General features: G+C 73.4%; 14 protein-coding genes. 11 read left to right on the top strand and 3 right to left on the bottom strand.

Features of this window, described 5'->3' with window-relative positions; all coding sequences use genetic code 11:
• Positions 1–3 precede the first annotated feature (3 nt).
• From WMF33_RS24880 to WMF33_RS24845, 8 genes are read left to right on the top strand one after another with little or no spacing between them, the layout of a single operon-like run.
• Complete coding sequence (locus tag WMF33_RS24880; RefSeq protein ID WP_437322172.1) at positions 4–2,709, top strand: phage tail protein; 2,706 nt, start codon at positions 4–6, stop codon at positions 2,707–2,709.
• Between the two features lie 13 nt (positions 2,710–2,722).
• Positions 2,723–3,964, top strand: coding sequence for a hypothetical protein (locus tag WMF33_RS24875; RefSeq protein ID WP_437322171.1), 1,242 nt, complete (start codon positions 2,723–2,725; stop codon positions 3,962–3,964).
• Positions 3,961–5,058 (top strand): hypothetical protein, encoded by a 1,098-nt coding sequence (locus tag WMF33_RS24870; protein ID WP_437322170.1) that lies wholly within the window; start codon positions 3,961–3,963, stop codon positions 5,056–5,058. Before WMF33_RS24875 ends, WMF33_RS24870 begins: the two co-directional genes overlap by 4 nt.
• Positions 5,049–7,469 carry a hypothetical protein gene (locus WMF33_RS24865; protein WP_437322169.1) on the top strand — a complete coding sequence of 807 codons (2,421 nt, stop codon included), beginning with the start codon at positions 5,049–5,051 and terminating at the stop codon, positions 7,467–7,469. Before WMF33_RS24870 ends, WMF33_RS24865 begins: the two co-directional genes overlap by 10 nt.
• Positions 7,466–8,995, top strand: coding sequence for a hypothetical protein (locus WMF33_RS24860; protein WP_437322168.1), 1,530 nt, complete (start codon positions 7,466–7,468; stop codon positions 8,993–8,995). The genes WMF33_RS24865 and WMF33_RS24860 overlap by 4 nt, the downstream gene beginning before the upstream one ends.
• Complete coding sequence (locus WMF33_RS24855; protein WP_437322167.1) at positions 8,992–10,959, top strand: ATP-binding protein; 1,968 nt, start codon at positions 8,992–8,994, stop codon at positions 10,957–10,959. Before WMF33_RS24860 ends, WMF33_RS24855 begins: the two co-directional genes overlap by 4 nt.
• Complete coding sequence (locus WMF33_RS24850; protein ID WP_437322166.1) at positions 10,956–15,059, top strand: eCIS core domain-containing protein; 4,104 nt, start codon at positions 10,956–10,958, stop codon at positions 15,057–15,059. The genes WMF33_RS24855 and WMF33_RS24850 overlap by 4 nt, the downstream gene beginning before the upstream one ends.
• A 9-nt stretch (positions 15,060–15,068) precedes the next feature.
• Complete coding sequence (locus WMF33_RS24845; protein WP_061628891.1) at positions 15,069–15,491, top strand: hypothetical protein; 423 nt, start codon at positions 15,069–15,071, stop codon at positions 15,489–15,491.
• Between the two features lie 235 nt (positions 15,492–15,726).
• Here WMF33_RS24845 and WMF33_RS24840 read toward each other — a convergent pair whose 3' ends face one another.
• Together WMF33_RS24840 and WMF33_RS24835 are read right to left on the bottom strand one after the other, a co-directional pair.
• Positions 15,727–16,182: a hypothetical protein gene (locus tag WMF33_RS24840; protein ID WP_437322165.1), complete on the bottom strand. Its 456-nt coding sequence runs from the start codon at positions 16,180–16,182 to the stop codon at positions 15,727–15,729.
• A gap of 212 nt (positions 16,183–16,394) precedes the next feature.
• On the bottom strand, positions 16,395–17,666 hold the full coding sequence (locus WMF33_RS24835; RefSeq protein ID WP_437322164.1) for a serine hydrolase domain-containing protein: 1,272 nt from the start codon (positions 17,664–17,666) through the stop codon (positions 16,395–16,397).
• Positions 17,667–17,909: 243 nt separating this feature from the next.
• Here WMF33_RS24835 and WMF33_RS24830 point away from each other — a divergent pair, with 243 nt between their 5' ends.
• The 3 genes from WMF33_RS24830 to WMF33_RS24820 all read left to right on the top strand — a co-directional run bounded on the left by WMF33_RS24830 (position 17,910) and on the right by WMF33_RS24820 (position 21,602).
• A complete protein-coding gene (locus WMF33_RS24830; RefSeq protein WP_437322163.1) occupies positions 17,910–20,051 on the top strand; it encodes a cation:proton antiporter domain-containing protein in 2,142 nt (713 codons plus the stop codon).
• A 485-nt stretch (positions 20,052–20,536) separates the two neighbouring features.
• The gene (locus tag WMF33_RS24825) at positions 20,537–20,986 is read left to right on the top strand and encodes a hypothetical protein (RefSeq protein WP_437322162.1); all 450 of its coding nucleotides are present in this window, start codon (positions 20,537–20,539) and stop codon (positions 20,984–20,986) included.
• 202 nt (positions 20,987–21,188) lie between these two features.
• Complete coding sequence (locus WMF33_RS24820; RefSeq protein WP_437322161.1) at positions 21,189–21,602, top strand: hypothetical protein; 414 nt, start codon at positions 21,189–21,191, stop codon at positions 21,600–21,602.
• 75 nt (positions 21,603–21,677) lie between these two features.
• On the opposite strand, the gene WMF33_RS24815 is transcribed toward WMF33_RS24820, so the two are convergent.
• Positions 21,678–21,992 carry a hypothetical protein gene (locus WMF33_RS24815; protein WP_437322160.1) on the bottom strand — a complete coding sequence of 105 codons (315 nt, stop codon included), beginning with the start codon at positions 21,990–21,992 and terminating at the stop codon, positions 21,678–21,680.
• Positions 21,993–22,483: the final 491 nt, after the last annotated feature.

The following is a 22,483-nucleotide window of genomic DNA, read 5'->3' as shown; positions in this document are numbered from 1 at the left end:
GCCATGACCTCGATCTTCTCCGACGGAGCGCTGCACCCGGGCCGCGACGCGAACGAGTCGCGGTGGCTCGTGCTGCGCCGTCCGGAGGACTGGGCGAGCGCGGCGCTCACGAACGTCGTCGTGGATCCGGTCGCCCCGGCGCTCGTGCTGGCGCCGGCGCCGCTCGCGATCGGCCCCGGATCGAGCGAGATCGCGGCCGAGGACGGCGCGCGCTACCGCTCGGAGCCCGACGCGCATCTGGTGCTGCGGCGGGGGCCGTGCGACGCGGCGTGGACCCGGCTCGTCGGCGCGCGCGGCACCGAGACCGGCAAGCTGCACCGGCCGCTCGGGCTGGCGCTCGATCGCGCGCGCGGGCTGCTCGCGATCGCGGACTCCGGCAACCACCGCGTGCAGGTCGTGCGCGCCGAGACCGGCGAGCCTGTCGTGGTCCTTGGCTGCTCCGACGTGTGGGGCCGCGGTGTCGTGTCGGGCGACCCGCGATCGCTGGCCGAGCCGGTCGCGGTCGGGTTCGGCGGCCGCAGGCTCGCGATCGCGGATTGCGCGGGCGGGAAGGTCCATATCTACGACGATCGCTTCGTCTGGCGCGCCGCGTTCGCGCCGGTGCCGCCGCACGCGCCGGCCGGCTTCGTGCCCGCCCCGGTCGCCGTCGCGATCGCGAGCGCCCTCGTCTGGGTGATCGACGCCGGCTGGTCGATCCCGGTGGCGTACGCGCTCGACGGCGAGGTCGCCCCCGATGCCGGGCCCGCGCCGGCCGACCTCGCGAGCTGGCTGGTCCACGCGCGATCCGCGGCGCGCGGCGAGGTCGTGATCGGGCCGATCGACGGCCGGAGCGAGGAGCTGCCCTGGCACCGCGTGATCGTCGACGCGACGATCCCCGCCGGCGCGTCCGTCGAGGTCCAGACGTTTGCGAGCGACGACGCGATCGCGCCCGCCGTGATCCCGTGGGCGCCCGCGCGGCCTGTGCGGCTCCCGCTCGCCGGCGTGGAGCCGGATGACGGCGAGATCGCGCGGCCCGTCTTGTCGGATCACGGCCGCTGGGCGCGCAAGCGGGGGGAGCCGTACCAGCGGGCGTCGCGCCCGATCGGCCGGCTCGTGGGCACCGGGCCGATCAACGCCGCCGGGCTCGCGGCGCCGTGGCCGGTCGCGCGGCGGCTGCGCGCGGGCGACGAGATCGAGCTGCGAACGCCGGGGCCCGCCGGCCTCGCCGTGCGGCGCGCGATCGCGTCGATCGCCGGCCGCTCGATACGCGCGGTGACCCGCGGCGATTTGCAGCTCTACGGCGCCGGCAGCCGGTTGATGCTCGTCGAGCGCGCCGGCGAGACGCCGCTCGGCGGGCCGCGCCTGCTCGCGACGTTCGCCAGCGGGCAGACGCTCGATCTGAGCGGCGCCGCCGACGACGCGGCGCTGCACGACCTCCCCGCGTCGCACGCCATCGCGGCGCTCGTGCGCGACGGCGACGTGATCCGCGTCGACGACGGCGCCGCGGCGGCGGCGACGATCGTCGTCGATACCGTGGACACCGGCGACGCCACGATCGTGCTTGCGCTCGCGGTGGTCGGCGATTTCTCCACGAGCGATCTGCGGATCGCGATCGCGACCGATCGCCTGATCGTCGACGCGCTCGGCTGGACCGAGGCGGTCCCCGGCGGAGAGGTGGTGCTCGTCCACGACGACGTCGCGGGCGCGAGCGTAGCCGCGACGCTGCGTTGGGCCGAGCTCGACACCGGCGCGCTGTGGCTCGATCCCGGTCCGCCGATCCCGTGGGCGACGTGGACGCGCTTCACGCTGCCGGCGCCGGCCCCCACCGATCGCGGGCGTTACCTGTGGCTGCGCCTCGGCCTGCTCGGCGCGATCGCGCACCCGGGGGACGACGTCGCGATCGCCGGTCCCGTGATCCGCTCGGTCCGGCTGCTGTCGCCGCGGCTCTCTTTCCTGCGTTATCTGCCCGCGGTCTACAGCCGGCGCGACGACGACGATCCGAGCGGCGCGCTGTTCCTCGAGCGCCTGCTCGCGCTCCCCGAGTCGCGGCTCACCGGGATCGAGGCGGCGTACGAGTCGATCGCGCGTGAGCTGAACCCGGCCGCCTCGTCGCCGGATTGGCTGCGCTTCGTCGCCGCGTGGTACGGCCTCGTGTTCGATCCGTCGTGGCCCATGGAACGGCGGCGCGCGCTCGTGACGGCTGCGCACGACCTCTTCGCGCGCCGCGGGACGGTCGACGGGATCCGGCGCTACCTCGAGATATACCTCGGCACGACGCCGGCGATCCTCGAGGGGTTTCAGTGGGGGGCCTTGCCGCCGTCGATGCTCGGCGGCGACCACGCGCTCGGCACGACCGCGCTCGGCGCCGCGCCCGGCGGCGACGGCGGCCTCGCGCACCACTTCTCGATCTGGGTGTTCGGCGACGACGGCGCGTGCGCGGGCGGCGGACCCGGCGCCCTCGCCAAGGCCGCGCGCGCGATCCTCGACTCGATCAAGCCGGCGCACACGACGTACGACCTCCACGTGGTCGACGGACCACCGCGCGTCGGGATCCGGTCGACCGTCGGCGTCGACATGGTGCTGAGCGGCGGCGAGCTCCATCCACCGATCGGCCCGATCTCCCAGCCCCCGTCCGTGCTCGGCTGGACGACCCTCCCGGCGGCGCGCGCCGACGTGTCCACGCCGCGGCTCGCGCCGATTCCACTCGACGACAACTTCACGCTCACTTGACGAAGAGAACCCGATGTCGGCACACACTCACCACCACTCTCCGGACGACTGCGGCCCCTGCGGCGAGCTGCCGGCCGGCTTCGTGCGCCTGCGTTACTTCTACGGCAAGCGCCTCGGCGTGATCGACTTCGTCGACGAGCAGCGCTACCACGCGGGCAAGCAGCGGTTTCACAACCAGCGGCTCCACGGCGCGGGCGTGCTGTGCGGCCTCGGGGTCGGGCTGTTCGCGCCGGGCGAGACCGTGCTGCGCGTGGGCAAAGGCGCTGCGCTCGACGAATGCGGGCGCGAGATCATCGCCGGGTACGATCAGTGCATCGACGTCGATGCGTGGTACGGGCGGTGGCGCGCCGAGCGGCTCGCCGACGATCCGGCGTGGGCGCCGCCGCTCGATGGCGACCTGCTGCGGCTGTGCGTCGCGCTGCGGTTCCGTGAGTGTGCGTCGAGCCCCGAGCCGGCGCCGCGCGATCCATGCGCGTGCGATGCTACCGGCAGCGACTACGGGCGGGTGCGCGAGGAGTTCGAGCTGCAGCTGCTCCTCCACGAGGACGCGATGGCCCACGCCCCGCCGGCGATCGCGCCGCCACGGCCCGGCCTTGATCGCGCGCTCGGCGGCGCGATCGCCGGCGGCGACCTGACGGCGCGGTTGCGCGCGCTGCTCGCGGCGGGCTGCGCCGAGGCGGACACGAACGGCTGGCTCGTGCTCGCGTGCTTCGACGCCGAGCTCGACGCGGCGCGCGAGCGTGTGACGTCGCTCTCCGCGCCCGTCGCGGCGGCGACGATGCTGTACTCATCGGCGCTGCTCGAGGAGCTGCTCGCGCGCGACATGGGCGCCACGCTGGAGGCCGGCGCGTGGGCGGCGGGCGCCCCCGAGATCGCGGGCCTCGCGCTCGTCCCCGGCGGCGCCGAAGATCTGCTCGAGCTGTCGCTGACCGGGCCGATCGTCGCGCCGACCGCGCTCGCGGCCACGTACGCGCTGCGCCGGCTCGATCCGGTCACCGGCTGGTCGCCGCCGCCCGGCGCCGTCACGGCCTCGTACACCGCGACGCCGCCGTCGATCACCTTGAAGCTCGCGTCCGGGTTCTTCGTCGGCGACGGGCTGTACCGGCTGACGATCGCGGCGTCGAGCGCCGAGCCGATCGTCGACGACCGGCTGCGGCCATTGCGCCCGCTGCGGCCGTCGTTTCACTTCCGGATCGTCAACGATGCCGGCACGCTGACGCTCGCGCCGGCCCCGTACGCGGTGGGGACGACATGAAGGCGCAGCAGGTAGAGCCCGATCGGGACGATCCGTCGAACGCGCTGGGCGACGTCATCGCGGGCGCGATCGACGCGATGATGCCGCTGCTGCGGATGTACGTCGGACCCGTGGCGCAGATCGTCGAGGAGCGGGAGGAGGATTCGGACGAGCTCCGCGGCAGGCTGCTGCTGCTCGCGCTCCACAAGTTCATCGTCGAGGCGGGCAACCTGCCGCCGCCGACGGCGAGCTACGAGCCGCACAAGGGCGCGTTCTCCCTCGATTCGAGCGGCCGCGCGCCGGCGCTCGATCTGCAGCACGTGCTCGCCGCGCTGCGCGCGCTGGCGCTGTGGGCGGCGGCCGGCCCGGCCCCCGCGGCGGCCGCGCCGAGCGCGCCGGCCGATCCGGCCCGGGCGCCGAGCCTGCTCGCGGCCCCGGCGAGCACCGCGGCCGCTCCGGTGATGAGCGCGCGGGCGATGAGGATGTCCGCCCAAGCGAGCAGCTACGCCCGCGGAGCCGCCCACGCGAGCAGCTACGCCCGCGGAGCAGCCACCTCGCCGGCGAGCCAGCGACCCGCGCCCGGCGCCGCTGCGTCCGTCCGGCGCGGCTCCAGCGGCTGCGGCTGCCGGGGCGGATCGAGCTACGGCTCGACGTACACGGCCGCGTCGATGGCGAGCCGCCGCGCCGTGCCGGGGGCTCGCCCGCGTCGCGCCGCCGGTGGCTGCGACCCGATGCCGCGCTGTGACTGCGGCGGCGCGTGCGGCGGCCACGGCTGCGGCTGCGCGGCCCCGCCGCCGGCGCCGGCGCCCGAGGCGTGCACGCCGTGGACGCCGTCGTGCGAGGCGCGCAACCGGCTCCGCGCGTGCCTCAAGGACATCCTGTGCGACCTGCTCCGCTGCGTCGAGGAGTTCATCTGCCCGGGCGGCGTGTTCGCGACGACGCCGGTATCGGCGCGGCGCGAGCAGCTCGAGCGCTGTGTCGCCGATCTGCTGTGCAAGCTGTTGCGTTGCTTCCGTGAGGGGCTGTGCCCGCCGCCGCCGCAGCCCGAGCTGCCGTGCCCTGGGCCCGACGTTCTGCCGTGTAGCTATGCCGTGGAGGATCCGCGATGCCGTTGAGTGACCCCAAGCTTTCGACGACGCACGGGACGTTCGCCGCGAGCGCCCACGGCGCGCTGCCAGGCGGGCCTGCGCGCACGCGGTTCTTCGACGGCATGGTGCTGACCCAGGCGGATCTCGAGAACGAGCAGCGGTACTGGCGCATCAAGCGACGGCTGACGAACCGCGCCCTCGGCACCGGCGTGGTGTGGGGCCTGCGCCTGCGCTGGGACCCGCGGCGGAGGTTGTTCCTGCTCGCGCCGGGCTATGCGCTCGACTGCTGCGGCAACGATCTCATCGTCGAGTGCCCCGTCGAGGTCGCGGAGTCGGACCTGCTGGCGCGCGCCGATCCGTCGCTGCGCGACGGGGGCAAGCCCTCGAGCTTCGAGGGCGCCACCGCTCCGCAGCCCGGCGTCCGCAGCGCGTGCGTCGTGCTGCAGTACGCCGAGTGCCCCGAGGACGCGCGTCCGGTGCATCTCAACCCGTGCACGCCGCCGACGAGCCGCTGCGAGCCGTCGCGGATCCGTGAGACATCACGGCTCTTGCTCGTGCCGCCGCCATCGGCGCCGCCGCCCGATTGCATCGACGATTTTTTCGCCGATCTCGAGGACATCAAGCGCTCGATCACCGATCCGGCGCTGCGGGATCAGCTGTTCCCGCCGCCGCCGCCGCAGCAGCAGTTTCCCGATCCGGAGGCGATGTTGCCGGCCACGCTGCGCGTGGTCACGCCGGGATCGGGGACGACCGCCGAGCTCACGCTCGATCTGCCCGCGAACGGCCACGTGGACGGCTCCGTATCGGCCTTGCGCGCCATCCCGGAGGGCGCGCTGTTCGCGGGCGTGGTGCAGTTTGAGCTCCGCCCGAGCCCCGAATGGGGCTTCTTTCAGGGCACGGTGAGGGAGGGCGGCGCGGGCGGGGTGGTGGTCGACATGGTCGCGCCGCCGCTCGATCTACAGCAGTTCTGGTCGCTCGAGATCGTGCTCCCGGGAGACGTGCAGGAGGTGGAGCGGACGTTCCGCTATGAGGTCGGGCAGCTCGGGCTCGAGCAGATGTTCGGCGATCGCGCGACCGGCATCGCCGACCTGGTGATCACCGGCACGGTCATCGTGAGCCGGCGCTCAGACGGCATCCAGACGACGCTCAAGCCGATCTCGATCGAGTCGAAATCGTCCGTCGGCCAGCGCGCCGGCGCCGCGAGCTGCTTCGATGGGCTGCTCCCGTGGGGCTTCATGGCGGACCGGGACGACGCGGTGGAGCACGCGAAGCTCCTGATGCTCGCCGCGCTGTACGCGTACTTCTCCGACGTCACCGCGCGCTCGGGTGGTGCGTCGACGCGGCAGCGCATCGTCGCCGCGACGATCTACGCCGCGGCGTGGGGGCTGCTCGGCGTGGACATGGCCGCCCCGAACGCCGAGGCGCAGAAGCTCGAGCTGACGCGGCTCCTCGGCCGCCTGTTCCAGTGCTGGTGCGATGCGATGCTCTATCCGGGCCCACGCTGCACGAGCGCGCACCACGGCGTGTACCTCGGCTGCGCGACGGTCGGACCGAACGGGCAGATCCTGAGCTTTGATATGTGGGAGCACCGCCGGCACGTGCTGACCGGGCCGCTCATCAACCACTGGCTCGGCGTGTTCCGCCTTGCGCCCGTCGACGTGATCGCGGCGCGGCTCGCGCAGGCGATCTGCTGCGTCGCCGGACTGCCGCTGCCGGCGCTGCCGGTCCGGTCGCGGGATTGGCTGAGGGACGGCCTTCCCGTGGGCCACGGCGCGCTGTTCTTCAAATTCAACGCCTCGACGGAGCCGGTGCAGGAAGTCGGGGGTGGGGAGATCGTGCGCCGCATGGTCGGAGCGCTGCTCGCTGACGCGGAGGCGCCGTTGTCGCGGTTCCGGACCCGGCTCGCCAACGGCATGTTCGTCGAGCTGGTCGCGCCGGGGGAACGGAAGCCCGCGTCGAACGAAGGCCGCCTCACCGCCGCCATCGACAAGGCCCTGGCCCGCCGCGACGAGCCCCTGCGGCCGCTCGCGAGCGGCGCGGCGCGCATCGCGACGGCCGAGATCGCGCGGGAGGTCCCGCCGACGGCCTTGCCGGAGCTGTACGACGCCACCGCCGAGCTGGCAAAGTCGCTCGGTGAGACCGGCATGACGCTCGCCGGGCTCATCGAGGCCGGAGCCGCGGAGCTGCTCACCGCGCATCCGGAAGCCGATCCATCGGCGATCGACGACCTCTCCGCGCGCGCGGAGGCGGCGCTGCAGTGGCTCGCAGACGGCGTCGCGGCCGGAATACAGAAGGCTGAGCCCGCGCGCCCGTCGGTGATGTTGCGCAACGCGGCGGTGCGGGAGGCGATCGCGGCCGAGCTGCGCCGGCGATTCGACGCGCTGACTCCGGGGCAGGTCGATGCTGCGCTCGAACGTGCGGCGGCGCGGTCTCCGTGACCAGCTACGTCCGCGAGGTGCGGATGCGGATCCGCGTGCCCGAGGCGGCAGCCAGCGACGCTGCCGCGCTGAGGGCGCGCGCGGAGCAGACGTTCCTGCGCGGCGTGCTGGACGCGCTCGAGGTCGCGGTGCACCGCCGGCTCGGGGCGCGCGCGATCGTCCGCGTGCGGCGGCTGCCGTTGCGGTGGCGCCTCACCGGCGCCGAGCTCGAAGACCGCGCGGTGCACCAGCGCCTCGGCGCCGAGCTGGCTGACGCGCTGATGGCCGAGGCGCCGGCGTCCTGGTCAGCGAGCGGGATCTCGCCCACGGAGCGCACCGCGCGCGTCATGCCGCGGCCGCGGCCGGACGCGCAGATCATGATCTTCGCCGACGAGGCGCACGCGCTCGCGGTCGCGATCGCGGAGCGCAGCGAGGGGCGCCCACCGGCGCCGCACCACCCGGCCTCGACGACGGCCGAGCTGTGGCAGCGCGTGCTCGGGGCGGAGCGCGACGTGATCGAAGCCGTCGCGCTGCTGCTGCTGGCGTACGGCGTCGCGCCGGCGGCGCTGCGCGACGCGCCGGCGGCGCTGCGCGACGCGCTGGCGGAGCTCGCGGCGCCCCTCGGCGGCTCGCCGGCGGTGACGGGCTCGCCGGCGCAGCTGCGCCCGGTCGCGAGGCGAGCGCCGGCCGACGCGGGCGGCGAGGCGGCCGCTCCTCGCTCCGGACCGGGCGCGGCTGCGCCGGTCGAGGCGAACGCCGGGGATGAGCCCCGGCGGGAGGCGGTCGCGGGCGGCGAGCGCGCGGGAGCCGCCGGCGAGCCCCGGCGCGACGGTGTGCGCGCGGACGGGGCGATCGAGCGCGGGACACCCGGCGCCGATCGCGCGGGCGACGCGCTCGCGAGCGCCGGCGATACCCCGGCGCTGCTCGCGATCCCGACGCTGCTCGGCGGCGCGTTCTTCCTGTTGTCGCGCGTGGCGGAGCTCGCTCTCGGCGAGCACCTCTGGTGCGCCGGGGTCCCCGAGGGGCCCGCTGTCGCGCACGCGCTGGCGCTGCTCGCCCCGGCTGAGCTGCGCGGCGATCGCGCGCTCGCCGTGATCGCCGGCGACCTCGACGGTACGCTAAGGCCGCTCGATGAGATCCCGCGGTGGGCCGCCGACGAGCTGCGCGACAAGACGCGCGACACGCTCGGGCGGTGGCTCGCGCGGCGCGGCACCGTCACCGATCCGGCCGGCCTGGCGGCGCGGCTCGACGAGCTCGTCGCCTCGCTCGACGGCGGCGATCCGGCGATCGCCGCGCCGGCCGCCGCGATCGCCGCCCTGGTGTGCGAGCGGCTCGGCGTCGCGTGGGCCTCCGCGCCGGCGCGCGCGCTCGCCTGCCGCGCCGGCGCGATCGTGATCACCGACGACGAGATCCGCGTCGAGCTGTCCGCGCGCGCGATCGACGTCGACGTCCGGCGCGCCGGGCTCGACTTCGATCCCGGCTGGGTCCCGTGGCTCCGCCGGCGCGTGCGGATCGCGTACACCGATGCGTCGGAGGACGACGCGTGACGGCGGACGCCCCGTCGAGCCAGGGCTCATCGGAGTCGCTGCTGCGGCAGGAGCTGCGCCGGATCGATCGGCTGCTCGCGGCGGCGGGCCGCGCCGTCGATCCGGCGGCGCGGCTCGACGCTGCGATCGCCGCGCTCGAGGCCGAGCCCGCGCGGAGCGCGAGCCCCCCGCTCGATGACGCGCCGGTGGTGCTGCCGGGGCTCGCGCGCATGATCAAGACGTACGGCCTGTCGGCGTTCGATCGCGACCTCCTGCTGCTCGTCGCGTCGACCGAGATCGACGGCCGCTACGCCGAGATCCTGCGCCTCCTCGCCGGGACCGCGGCGCCGCCGCTCGGGCTGCTCGTCGATCTGCTGATCCGCGGCCACGGCCTGCCGCGCGACGCCGCGCTGAGCCGCACCGCCGACGACGCGCCGCTGTTCCGCCAGGCGCTGCTGCGCCGCGGCCCCGGCGAGACCGCGCACGCGGACCGCCCGGTGACCGTCCCCGATCCGGTGTGGCGGCGGATCGTCGGCATCGACGGCGGCTGCTCGTTCGAGCTGGTCGCGCGGCACGCGATAGACGATCTCGTGGTGGCCCCGTCCACCCGCGCGGCGTTCGACCGCGCCGCCGCGTGGGCGAAGCAGCAGGCGAAGGGCATCGTCGTCGTCACCGGTCGCCCGGGCTCCGGGCGGACCGCGATCGCCGCTGCGCTCGCCGACGCGCTGAAGCGGCGCGCGCTGCGGGTCCGCCCCGACGACGACGTCGGCGCCGTGCTGCGCGAGGCGCGCTGGTTCGGCGCCGTGCCGGTCGTCGACGGCGAGCCGGCGGCACCGAACCGGCTCGATCTCGGCCGGCTCGTTGAGGCCGCGGGCACCGTGATCGCGATCGGCAGCGGGAGCGGCATCGACGGCGATCTGCCGATCCTGGATCTGGAGGTCGCGATGCTTGCGCGGGCCGAGCGGCGGACGCTGTGGCGCCGCGCGCTGCCGCCGGCGTCGCAGGTCGATCTGGAGCGCGTGGTCGATCGCCGCCTCGGGCCGGGTCGCCTCCTCGCTGCGGCGCGCCGGGCGCGCGAGATCGCCGCGGCGTCGGGCTCGCTGTCGATCGACGACGTGCAGGCCGCGTGCCGGCTCGCCGGGAGCGAGGCCGTCGGGGCCGGCGCCGATCGCGTCGAGCCGCGGTTCAGCATGCGCGATCTCGTGATTCCCCCGGCGACGCGCCGCGAGCTCGAGCTCGCGATCGCCTGGGGCCGCCAGCTCGAGGAGCTCGCGTCGCGCGGCGGGCCACACCTCGCCGGCGGCTGCGGGCTATCGTGCCTGTTCTGGGGCCCGGCCGGCACCGGCAAGACCACGGCGGCGCAGGTCGTCGCCTCCGAGCTCGGGCTCGATCTCTACCGCGTCGATCTCTCGCGCGTGATCGACAAGTACATCGGCGAGACCGAGAAGCACCTCGCGCGGATCTTCGATCAGGCGGAGCTCCACAATTTCGTGCTGTTCTTCGACGAGGCCGACGCGCTGTTCAGCCGCCGCACGGACGTCCACGACGCGCACGATCGGTTCGCGAACGTCGAGACCAGCTACCTGCTGCAGCGCCTCGAGCAGCACCGCGGCATCACCGTCCTCGCGACGAACCTGCGCAACAACCTCGATCCCGCGTTCGTACGCCGGCTCCACGTCGTCGCCGAGTTTCCGCTGCCGGCCGTCGAGGAGCGCCGCGCCCTCTGGACGCGCCTCGTGCCGGAGCGCCGCGCCGGCGACGTCGATGTCGAGCTGCTCGCGGGCCGGTTCGCGCTGTCGGGCGGCGATATTCGCAACGCGGTGCTCGCCGCGCTCGTCCTCGCCGGTGACGAGCCGGTCGCGATGCGCCACCTCGTCATCGGCGTGTGGCGCGAGCAGGCGCGGTCCGGCCGGCTCCTGAGCGGCAACGAGCTCGGCCCGTGGCAGCGCGAGGTCGCGGGCTGGCTTGGGAGGGGCGCGCCATGACGCGCGCGCCGCGCGGCGTGCGGCCGAGCCGGCCGCGTCGCGATGAGCCCACCGTCCCGCGCGATCGCGCGCCGGAGGCGGCGCCCGGGAGGCCCGAGGCGACGCGCGCGCCCGCGCCGCGCACGCCGGCCCGCGCCGTGCCCGCACGACCGCCGTCGGTCGGCAGGCCGGTGCCCGCCGACGTCGCCGCGCGGATGGAGTTCGTCACCGGCGCCGCCGATGCCGCGCGCCTCCACACCGACGCCGCCGCTGCCGCGCTCGCGCGCGACGTCGCCGCCAACGCCGTCACGGTCGGCCGTGACATCTATTTCGGCGAGGGGCAGTACCAGCCCGACACGGCCGAGGGCCGCGCGCGGCTCGCGCACGAGCTGGTGCACGTCGATCAGTACCTGCGCGGCGAGCTCGCCGGCCGCCCGGAGGGCGTCGTCTCCCCGGTCGATCCCCTCGAGCGCGAGGCGTCCGCCGCCGAGGGGGGCGGCGCGCCGCCGCAGCAGCCGGCCTTGCCCACCACGGCGGTCCCGGCGCCGGCGGACCCGGCCGTGGCGCTGCGCCAGCCGTGCGTCGACGACCCCGTGTCGCTGCTGCTTTATGCGAACGCGTGGGATCCCGAGACCGAGGTCGACCTCCAAGGCCTGATCTACCTGCCGGACATGCCGGAGTTCTGCGCGTATCTGGTCATGTTCGGCCCCTCGCTGCTCAAGGTCCGATTCGGCACGTTCGCGCGCGGCCACATCGCGCTGCACTACGGCTATTACGGCGACCACCACGGCCTGTACACGGATTGGATCTCCGAGATCACCATGAATCACCCGGCGCTGCCGGACGTCACGAACCAGCGGATGGCGATCGCCGTCGAGGACGACGAGATCTTCGGCGTCGTCGGTCGCGTGCCCGTGGATAGCGTCGCCATGGACACCCAGATCGCGCTGTTGGACTGGCGGCGCGACTACGGGGACAAGCTGCTCGAGATCCCGGACTACCGCGACGTCGTCCGGCCGCGGGTCATGGTCAACGGGATCGATGGCACCGGCAACCTCGTCTACTCCGCCACGGACTACGACTACCGCCTGCCCGGGCCCGCCGACAGCCGTCACGCTGGCAAGGCGAGCATGTCGCTCGACAACGAGCGCGGCACGGTCCTCGCGAGCGCGACGCTCCGAGCGCCGTCGCTCGGCGACGGCAGCCTTACCCTGCGCCGTCTCCCGACCGGCAGCTTCACCGGCACGGCGACGATGAGCGTCGGCCCGTTCGGCGGGCGCGGCGGTCACGCCGGCTTCTCCGGCGACCTGCGCGTGACCTACGGCCGACGTGTGCTCGACATCCAGGGCACTGTCCGTTACGACGGCGAGCGCGTCAGCGGCACCGGTACGTTGCGGCTGACCGACGCGCCGACGGCGTGGGCGAGCGTGCGCCCGCACATCGTCGCGGCCGTCGGCATGATGCCTTCGAGCGCCGGCCCGACGACCGGGATGGCGCTCACCGGCTGGGGCACGATGACGTACCGGTTCGGGCCGTGGCTGACCGGCCGCGCGGCGGTCGTGGTCGCGCCCGACGGTCATATCTACTCGCGCGGCGAGATCCGGCCCACCGCGAACATCCGGTTCCTCGAGCCGCCGCGGCGCTGGCGCCGCCGCATCGCCGGACCGTTCGAGGCCGCGATGGACGTCTTCGACCTGCTCGCGGTGCACTTCGAAGCCGGCGGCAGCGTCGAGCTGTGGGCCGCGTCGGAGTTCGGCCCAGGGCAGATCCACCGGCTGCGCCTGGTCGGTGCGTTTTCGACCAACACCGCGGTGCCGTGGCAGCTCGAGATCGGCGGCACGATCAACCTGGCCGCGATGGCGGAGCTCGAGCTGATCGCGAAGGTGTTCATCAAGGGCAAGCTGCTGCGCGTCGTCACGCCCGTCGAGATCAACGCGACGATCCGCGGCACCGCGCGCCTCTCGGCCGACGCAGAGGCCACGGCCACGATCGGCCGGCGGCTCAGCGGCAGCAACCCCGAGGGGGCGGAGTACTTCCTCGACGGCACCTTCGCGGCGTACGCGCGCCTCGCGGCGGGCCTGAGTGGCAGCATCAACTTCAGCCTCCTCGGCGCAGGCTGGACCCCGTGGGAGAGCGCCGGCCGCGCGTGGCCGATCGGCGATGTCGGGCTCGAGAGACACTTCAGCTACACGTTCGGGACGCCCGAACGCGGCAACGTCAGCGTCGAGGCGCCGGGGGTCGAGGGCGGCACCGACGGCCTGATCTCGGCGCTCGCGCGGCGGTCGGCGCCGAGGAACGCCGGCCGTCGCGAGGTGGACGTCGACGCCCAGTGGCGCAACGCCAGCGCCGCGGCGGTCCAGCCGTTCGAGCCCGCGCCGCGCTCGCCCACCGCGCCCGCAGCCGTGCCAGATCTCCCGGACCTCCAGCCGCGCTGGGTCGACCCGAGCATCCCATCGCCGGGCAGCGGCGGGACCGGCGCGGGCGGCGCCCCGAACGACGACGAGGTCGGCCAGCGCGGCCGCGACGCGGGTGTGGATCCGATCGCCGGCGTCCCGCTCCCACCGCCGCCGTACGAGTTCTTTCCCGAAGCGCCGCCGCGCACGTCCGACGAGTTCGACGACGAGACGATCGTCGTGCCGTTCACGATGAAGGGCGTGGCGCACCGGCTGCGCCTGATCCCGGCTCAGCCGCTGCCGCGCCTCGTGATGGAGAGCGCGCCCGACGATCTCGAAGACAAGATCGACGGCGAGATCGCCGAGCAGACCAGGGAGGGCGACACCGATGAGGTCGCTGCGCTCGAAGGGCTCGAGGAGTCCGCCGAGCAGGTCATCGAGAGCGCCGATGCGCTTGGGTTCGGCGACGTCCCGAACGTCACCGTCCCCGAGCTCGAGCCGCTCGCCGAGGCGCTCAGCACGCACGGCGATCAGTTCGATCAGACCGATCTCGCCGACAACCTGCCCGAGGCGGCCCATGAGGACTTCGATCCCGACGTCCCCGATCCCGACAACACCCTCGAGCTGCCGTGGGACGATTTCGTCGCGCGGGTCGAGGCGTTGCCGCCCGTGGATGCGCTGATCCTGCTCGACGCCCAGCACGACTACCTTCAGGGCGAGATCAGCGACGTCTCGCGCTGGCTGAACAGCCACATCCGCGGCGATCCCGGCTTCAGCGCCGCCGAGCGTCGGCGCAGCGATCTCCTCGATCGGCTCCGCTGGGTCCTCCAACGCCGCCGCGCATTGAGGAGCGCGCTCAACCCGACCAGCCGCGTCGCGCTGCCGTGCTTCCCCGCCGGCACGCTCGTCCACACGTGCGCGGGCGTGCGACCGATCGAGTCGCTGCGGATCGGTGACGACGTGTGGTGCGCCGATCCGGAGACCGGCGCCGTCGTCGCGGGCCAGGTCGAGGGGTTGATGGTCAATCGCGCCGTCGATCTGTACGAGCTGCATACCGGCGATGACGTCGTATCCGCGACGGGCGCGCATCCGTTCTGGGACGTGCGCGCGCATGCCTGGGTCGCCGCGTCCGCGCTGCGACCCGGCGCGGCCGTGCGCACGCTCGCCGGCGGCGCGGCGACGATCACCGCGATCGAGCGGCGAGAGGTGCCGGCGCTCACCACGTTCAACCTGGCGCTCGGCCCGTACCCGACGTTCTTCGTCGGTGCTGGCCTCCTGGTCCACAACGGCTCGTATGCGCTGTGGCACACCTACCCGTGGGCGTCGCAGCACAACTTCAAGATCTACGTCGGCCTCAACGACGCCGACGAGTTTCACCAGTACGTCTACGTCGGTCAGACAAAGCAGACGATCGCGCGCCGCGAGAAGCAGCACCACGACGAGGCGAACGAGCAGCTGAAGACGAGCTCGCTCACTGCCGCGGACCGCTTCTTCTTCCGCTTCAAGCAGGGCATGCGCCTCACCGCGATCACGATCGGCCTCAAGGGCGAGTCGCCGCGCGAGAGCGATCAGGCGCGCTACCTCGAGCAGAAGAACATCGACGAGGAGCGCGTGTCGCGCGGAGCGTCGTTCGTGCTCAACCGGATCGAGGCGTGCACAGACATGGCCGGCACGGCGGCGCGGATCCGCGCCGATCCGGACGTGACAGCCGCCGGCTACTGCGTGTAACGTTCGCTCATGGGCTGGTGGCACCTGCCGGGATCGGAGGACGAACTCATCGGCGATCCGTCCGCGGACGCGGCCGCTGACCTGCTCGCGCCGCTGGAGACCTGCGATCCGCGGCCCACGCTCGACGAGCTGCTCGACGCCCTCGAAGCGGCGCTCCGGCTCGATCCGCCGATCGTCTCCGACGCGCTCGGCGATCGCGCGATCGTCGCGACGGAGCGGCCGCGAACGCGCGGAGCCGCGCGCACCGAGCTCGTCGAGCTACTGCGCCCCGGCGCCGAGGGGATCGCCGAGACCTACCGCAGCCGCTTCCAGCGGCTGCCCTCGCTCCGCGAGATGCTCGCGTCGATCCTGTTCGTGCTCCGCTCGGAGCCGAACGCATTTCTCCGCGACCACGCGGGCGACAAGCTCGAGGGCGAGCTCAAGGTCGCCTAAGCCGTTGGGAGCTCCCCCGGCTTTGCCGGGGAGGCCGCCGAAGTTCTACATTTCCGGGAACCGCTTCCGCGCGGCCTCGGCTGCCTGCGGGGGCATCTGCGACGTGACGATCGCGTAGACTCCTCGCCCTCGCGACGAATGCCGGAAGTGCCTGCGTGCGCTGCGCGAGCTCAGGCGTCGGATGCCGGACGAGTGCTCGAGGGGCCTGCGGGGGGGGGGCCGCTCTCTCCCAGCCTCAGCCGTCACCAACAACGAATGGCACCAGGAGCGCTAGGTCAAGCTGGGTGACGTCTGCGAAACGCAGGCTGGTGAACCGGACGAGACTCGCTGCACGCAACAGCAAGTCGGGAGCGGCACGAGCAACGAGAGGCTGGACCGGCGACGCACCCAGAAAGTAGATGGTCGAGCCGCCGTAACAAAGATCGGCATCGAAGGAGTAAAGGCCGCGCGAAGCCTCGCGTAGAGGGAACGTGGGATCCGCCTCGGAAGCTCGATAGGCCGCGCTGAGCATCCCTTCGGTGACAACGGGGGCGGAGTCCAGGAGCTCATCGGCAGCACGCACCGCAACGTAGTCGTCGAAGACGGCGCTCGGCCACGCAGCGTAGGCGCCAGTGAAGACGCCAAATTGCGAGTCGGCGTCCAGAGCAAACCAACGCGCCAGGGTGCCCTCGAGCTCGTGCCGTGCGGTCATTGCGAATCGACTCCCGGGCGGTCCGGTTGCGCGGGTCATTCCGGTAGGTCGGCTCGAGTGTCACCCGGCAGGGGCGGGTGTCAACCCCGTCGGGGCCGACCTGCTCCTCTCCGCGGCTGGATCAGCGCCGGGCCCGGACCGCGCGTGGCATGCTCCCGCCCATGGCGCCGAAGGACTGCCCACGCGGCGATCCGCCGCTGGCGGGCCGCAGCTCATGCCGATTCGGTGGCGACGTAGACGCTGCGCCAGAAACGCTCGAGAGCCCCCGAGAACAGGAAGCCGGCGGATTGTGTCATCACGATCCCGATCAGCTCGCGGCCCGGATCATTGATCCAGGACGTCCCGAACCCGCCGTCCCAGCCATAGCGCCCGGGCACCTCCGAGACGACGTCCGGCGCCGTGATGACGGCCAGCCCGTAACCCCAGCCGTGCGTCTCGAAGAAGCCCGGGAAAAACGAGGACGCCGCCTTCTGGGCCGGCGTGAGGTGATCGGCCGTCATCTCGCGCACCGAGGCGGCGCTCAAGAGCCGCCGGCCCTCGTGCACACCGCCGTTCATGAGCATGCGCGCGAACAGGAGGTAGTCGTCCACCGTCGACACGAGCCCGGCGGCGCCCGAAGGGAACGCCGGCGGGCTGGCATAGGCGCTCTCGGCCCCGTCGCGATCCATGCGCGTCTTCTCCCCCGTCTGCTCGTCGGTGAAGTAACCGCAGCCCGCGAACCGAGCGAGCTTGTCCGCCGGGACGTGAAAGTCGGTGTCCCGCATCCCGAGCGGCGCGAGGATGCGCTCGCGCACGAACGCATCGAAGCCCTGGTCGGCCACGCGCCCCACGAGCACCCCCTGCACCAGGCTCCCCGTGTTGTACATCCACTGCGCCCCCGGCTGATGCATGAGCGGCAGCGTCCCGAGCCGCCGGATCCACTCGTCTGGCCCGTGCGGCGTCATCGGCACCGGCTGCGCGTTGACGAGCCCGAGCTCGTCGATGGCCCGCTGGATCGGCAACGACGCGTCGAACGAGATTCCGAAGCCCATCGTGAACGTCATCAGGTCGCGCACCGTGATCGGCCGCTCCGCGGGCACCGTCTCGTCGACCGGGCCATCGATGCGCGCCAGCACCTTCCGGTTCGCGAGCTCCGGCAACCATCGGTCGACGGGGGCGTCGAGGTCGAGCTTGCCTTCCTCGACGAGCATCATCACCGCCGTCGCGGTGACCGCCTTCGTCATCGAGGCGATCCGGAAGATCGTGTCCCGCCGCATGGGCGCGCTGCCGCCGAGCTCGGTCACGCCCACCGCGTCCACGTGCACGTCGTCGCCGCGCGCGACCAGCCAGACCGCGCCCGGCATCTGCCCCGCCGCCACCTCCGCCGCCATCACCTCGCGCGCGGGCGCCAGCGCGCCGGCCCCCGCGTCCTGCCCTGGCTGCCCCTCCTCCTCGGCCCCGCCCAACGCGCACCCCGGCGCCGCCACGCTGATCAAAGCTCCCATAAACTCCCGCCTTCTCATGACCGTCGATGCCTCTCCGAGCGGGGGCGCCTGCCCCTGCCGAGAGCACTGACTGCCCGCGCCCGAAAAACTCATCGGTGCCTCGTCACGATCGCCGCCGGGCGTTGCTCCGCCTGGCCGCCCGCTCGGGCGCCCGCGCCTGGACGAGCAAAGCTCGCTCGCCCGCGCTCAGCACGCCGCTTGCCATGTCCGGCCTGCACCCACACCGAGGAGCCACCCACCCTGATGCACGGCCTCACCGAGCGGCAGGTCCTGCTCTCGCTCGTCACCCTCGCGCTCATCCTCGTGACCGCGCGCGCCTCCGGCGAGCTCGCGCGGCGGCTGCGCCAGCCCGAGGTGCTCGGGGAGCTCTTCGGCGGCGTCGTGCTGGGCCCCTCCGTCGTCGGCGCGCTCGCGCCCGGGTTCCATCGAGCCCTCTTCCAGGATCCGGCGGTCGGGGTCGTGCTCTCGGGCATCTCCTGGATAGGCGCGCTCCTCTTGCTGCTGATGGCGGGCATCGAGGTCGACGTGGGCATCCTGCGTAAGGAGGCGCGCCCCGGGGCGCTCTCGGCGCTCGGGGCGATCGCGCCCCCGCTCGCGGCGGGCGCCGCCTTCTCGGCGCTCGTGCTCGATCGGCCGCTACCGAGCGGCCTCTTCCTCGGGATCGTGCTCTCGGTGACGGCGGTCAGCGTGATCGCGAAGGTGCTGATCGAGCGCGAGTCGATGCGCCGCAGCTATGCGCAGGTGACGCTCGCGGCGGGGGTGGTCAGCGAGGTCGCTGCCTGGGTGCTCGTCGCGATGACGTCGTCGAGCTACGGCGCGTCGCCCGCGCTGGCGGTCGCCCGGAGCGCGCTCCTGGCGAGCGGATTCTTGCTGTTCATGGTGCTCGTCGGGCGGCGGCTCACCCACGTCGCGATGCGCTGGGTGGCCGACGCGACGCGCGTCTCCAGGGGACAGGTGTCGCTCGTCCTCGTCCTCATGTTCCTGGCCGCGGCGCTGACGCAGCGGCTCGGCCTGCACCCGCTGCTCGGCGCGTTCGCGCTCGGCGTGCTGCTCAACAGCGCTCCTCGCACCAACCGCCCTCTCCTCGACGGCGTGCAGACGCTCGTGGCGGGCCTCTTCGCGCCTGTGTTCTTCGTCCTCGCGGGCATGCGCGTCGACGTGTCGCAGCTGCGCACGCCGGCGGCGTGGGGGACGGTCGCGTTGCTGCTGGCGATCGCGACGGCGGCGAAGGTCGTCCCCGCCGCGCTCGGCGCGCGGCTCGGCGGGCTCAGGAGCAGCGAGGCGGCGCTCGTGGCGGTGGGCCTGAACATGAAGGGCGGCACGGACCTCATCGTCGCGATCGTCGGCGTCGAGCTCGGGCTCCTCTCCAACGAGGCTTATACGATGTACGCCGTCGTCGCGCTGGTCACGGTGACCGTCTCACCCGCGCTCCTCATCTGGCTCGAGAAAAGGGCGCCTCCGACGCAGGAGGAGTCGGCTCGCCTCGAGCGCGAGGAGGCCGCGCGGCGCGCGTACATCCCCGGGGTCGAGCGCATCCTCGTCCCCATCGTGGCGCACGCCCTGCCCGGGTTCGCCACGGACATCGTGGAGAGCATCGTCGCCGCCAAGCGAAAGCTCGGCGAGACGGTCGACATCACGGAGCTCTCGGTGGAGCAGCAGGCGCCCGGCCCATCGCGCGCCGCGGGGGAGGCGAGCCGGGGGCTCGCGAGGCTCGGCGCGCGCCTCCGCGTCGGCATCTGGCGGCAAAAGCGCGAGCTGCGCGGCTCGATCCAGGCGATCCTGCGCGCCTCGCGGGATCACGATCTGCTCGTGATCGGCGCGCGATCGCCGGCGCGCGCGCGCGGAATGTCGTTTGGTCGCCTGCAGGACGCGATCGTCCAGCGGGCCGAGTCCAACGTGCTCGTCGTGGTGGGCGACCCTCCGGCGGCGGAGCGCGCCTCCGCGCGGCGGATCCTCGTCCCGATCATCGGCCTCGAGTACTCCTTCGCCGCCGCCGATCTCGCGGCCCACGTGGCGCTGGCGTGGGGCGCCGAGCTCGTGCTGCTCAGCAGCGCGCAGACCGATCCGGGCGCGGTCGTCTGGCGCGATCGCGAGCCATCCCGGGTGCGCGCGGTGGCGCGGAGCGTCGTCGACGAGGCGGTCTTCCGGGGGCGCCGGCTCGGCGTGCGCGTCTCGTCGCGCGTGCACGTGGGCGCGCGCCCGAGCGACGAGATAGCGCGGGAGCTCGCGCGCGCTACCTACGATCTGCTCGTGCTCGGATGCTACGACCATGGGCCGCTCGGCCGGCTCTACCTCGGGAGCACGGTCGAGTCGGTGGTGGTCCGGAGCCGGGTGCCGGTCGCGTTGCTCGTCGCGCACGGAGGGACTCGAGAGCAGGTGAGGTGAGGCTTCCCTCTGCGATTGCCCAGCGCGTCCGCCCGATCGGCTTGTCCATGTGTCCTCCCTCCTGGCTCCTCTTTGGCAGCCTCCCTCTGCTGTCCAGGAGCGATGGCCTCTTCGCTCGACGCGCTCGGGGATCCGTGGCTGAGGATCCTCGCCGAGCGCTCCCTGCCGACCGGCGCGCCGAGCGCCGACGGGCTTTGAAAGCGCGCGACCGGACACGTGATGCCGGCGCGACGAGGCCGCCCAGCGCCTGATCCCGATCGTGACATCACGACGTCCGCCGGCGCCTCGGCAGGGCGGCGTGAGCGCTGCGCGGTCATGGTCGTCCTCGCGTCACCGCCACCCCCAGATTCACATCCTACCGCGGCACGACGCTTGCTCAAACCGCGACGACACGGCCGGGCGGCTGTGGTACCGGCCAGCCCGGGCGCGAGGCCCAGAGGGACAGTGGGTCCGCCGTGGAGCAGAGAGGCGATCGAGGTGGGGAGATGAAACACGTTGACACGGGCCGACGAGTCGGCCGCCGGATAGGGCTCACGCTCGGTCTCCTCGCGAGCATGGCGCTCGCCGGCTGCGGCGGCCCGAGCGAGAAGACCGTGCAGGGCACGCGGCTCGCGCCCGGCGCCGATGCGCACGTCGCCGCCGACGTCGACCCTGACGCCGCGACCACGCGGCTGGCGGTGGACGTCGTTCACCTCTCGCCGCCCGAGCGGATCGAGGCCGGCGGCGAGCGGTTCGTCGTCTGGCAGCGTCCGAGCTCCGAGTCCCCGTGGCGACGGGTCGGAGTGCTCGACTACAATGCTGACAGCCGAAGAGGCAAGCTGGCCGAGACGACCGTGCCGTATGCCAACTTCGAGCTGCTCATCACCGTCGAGAAGCAGAGCAGCCCTCCGTCGCCATCGTCTGCCGCCGTCATCGGGCCGACGTCTGTCGGGTGACCTCGCGCTATCAGCAGCGCCGAGCCCGCCAGCAGGCCCCAGGGCCCTGCCTCGATGGCCTTCCCCATCATCCCAGCGTGCTCCTCCAGCGACGGCCGCGTCCCGTGCGAAGCTGGAGACGCGGGACATCGCTCACTCACCCCGGCCCGGACGAGCGGCGCGAGCCACTTCTCGACGGCCGAGCGGGCATTAAGCTTCCTTCATGAGGCTCGGCGCACGGCTCACCACACAGGCGTTTTCGGCCGGCGCCGCCGGCGTCAGCTTCGTCGTCCAGCCGGTCCCGGGCTCGGACCAGCTGTTCGTCATTCCGATCCAGTACCTGCTCGCGGCGTCGCTCGCGAAGGAGCGAGGCGCGACTCTCTCGAAGGCGGCGTGGTCCCAGGTGCACCAGCTCATCTGGGGCGGCGGCGCCCTTCGCCTCATGCTCGGCTTGACCCTGGGGCTGATCCCGCTGGCCGGCGCGGTCACGAACGCGCTCACGGCGTTCCTCACGACCGAAGTTCTCGGGGACTACGTGGAGAGAGCCCTCGACAACCCGGACAATCCGCCTCCGGCCCTGTCGATCCAGGATGTCCTGGACACCGTCTCCTCCCTCTTCACCGGGCGAGCGCGGTAGGCCAGCGGTCCCTGGGTCGAGCCCACCCTGCGGCTCTCGGAGCCGAACGACGAGCTCCTCGGGAGCGACGCGGCGTCACCACCAGATTCGCCGGCGCTTGCGGCTGGAGCGTATCGCCGCCGCTGCCACGGCCCCCGCGGCGAGCACGGTGACCGCGGCGGCCGCCGCGATGGCGACGCGCCGGGCCGTGTGCTCTGCCTCGCCCTCGATGCCGCCCCACCTCGCCTTGGCCGCGACCAGGTCGCGCGCGAGCGGCTCCTTGCTGTGCTCGATCTGCTCGGCAGACCCCGCGGGCGTCGCGGCGCCTGCGCCGGCGCTGACGTGACCTCGCTCGCTGAGGGGACGGGCGACCCTCTCCGTATCGAACCGGATTGCGCTGGATGGATCCATATGTCCCGCGCTGCAATCGCTGTTCCCCGCCGGCGCATCGGCGGGCTCGCCGGCTCGCGCGGCGGCGGCGACGCTGTACTTCCCGGATAGCCCACCCCATCGGGCAGGCCGCCTCCTGACGGAGGGCGCCGTCGGCTCGCCGCACGGGCACGAGGCGCGCGCCGCGGACGGCTCGGCCGCGCTGGCGCTCCGGTGCGCTCGGCTGCTGGCGTCGGATGTGCAATGAGGCGCCCGCACGAAGCGCATGTCCCGATACGCAAGAATCCATCGATCGGCGTGTTCGTCTGGGGCGTCGTCCGAGCGTCCGCCGATCTCCGAGGCGGCGCGCGCGCGGCATTCCCTGGGAGGGAGACGTGACGATCCTCGCTCCGTCGGCTGACCCGCCCCGCGCGAATCGATTGCGGGAGCGACTCAGGGCCTTGCTGCCCGTCGCGACGCTCCTCGCTCTCGCGCTCGGCCTGCTCGTGTCCGGACGAGATACCAGCGTCACG

It is taken from the genome of Sorangium sp. So ce394 (genome assembly GCF_051474665.1).
GTDB classification, from domain to species: Bacteria; Myxococcota_A; Polyangia; order Polyangiales; family Polyangiaceae; genus Sorangium; species Sorangium cellulosum_D.
The sequence above is the reverse complement of the archived record's forward strand: the minus strand, read 5'-3'. Positions and strand labels throughout refer to the sequence as shown.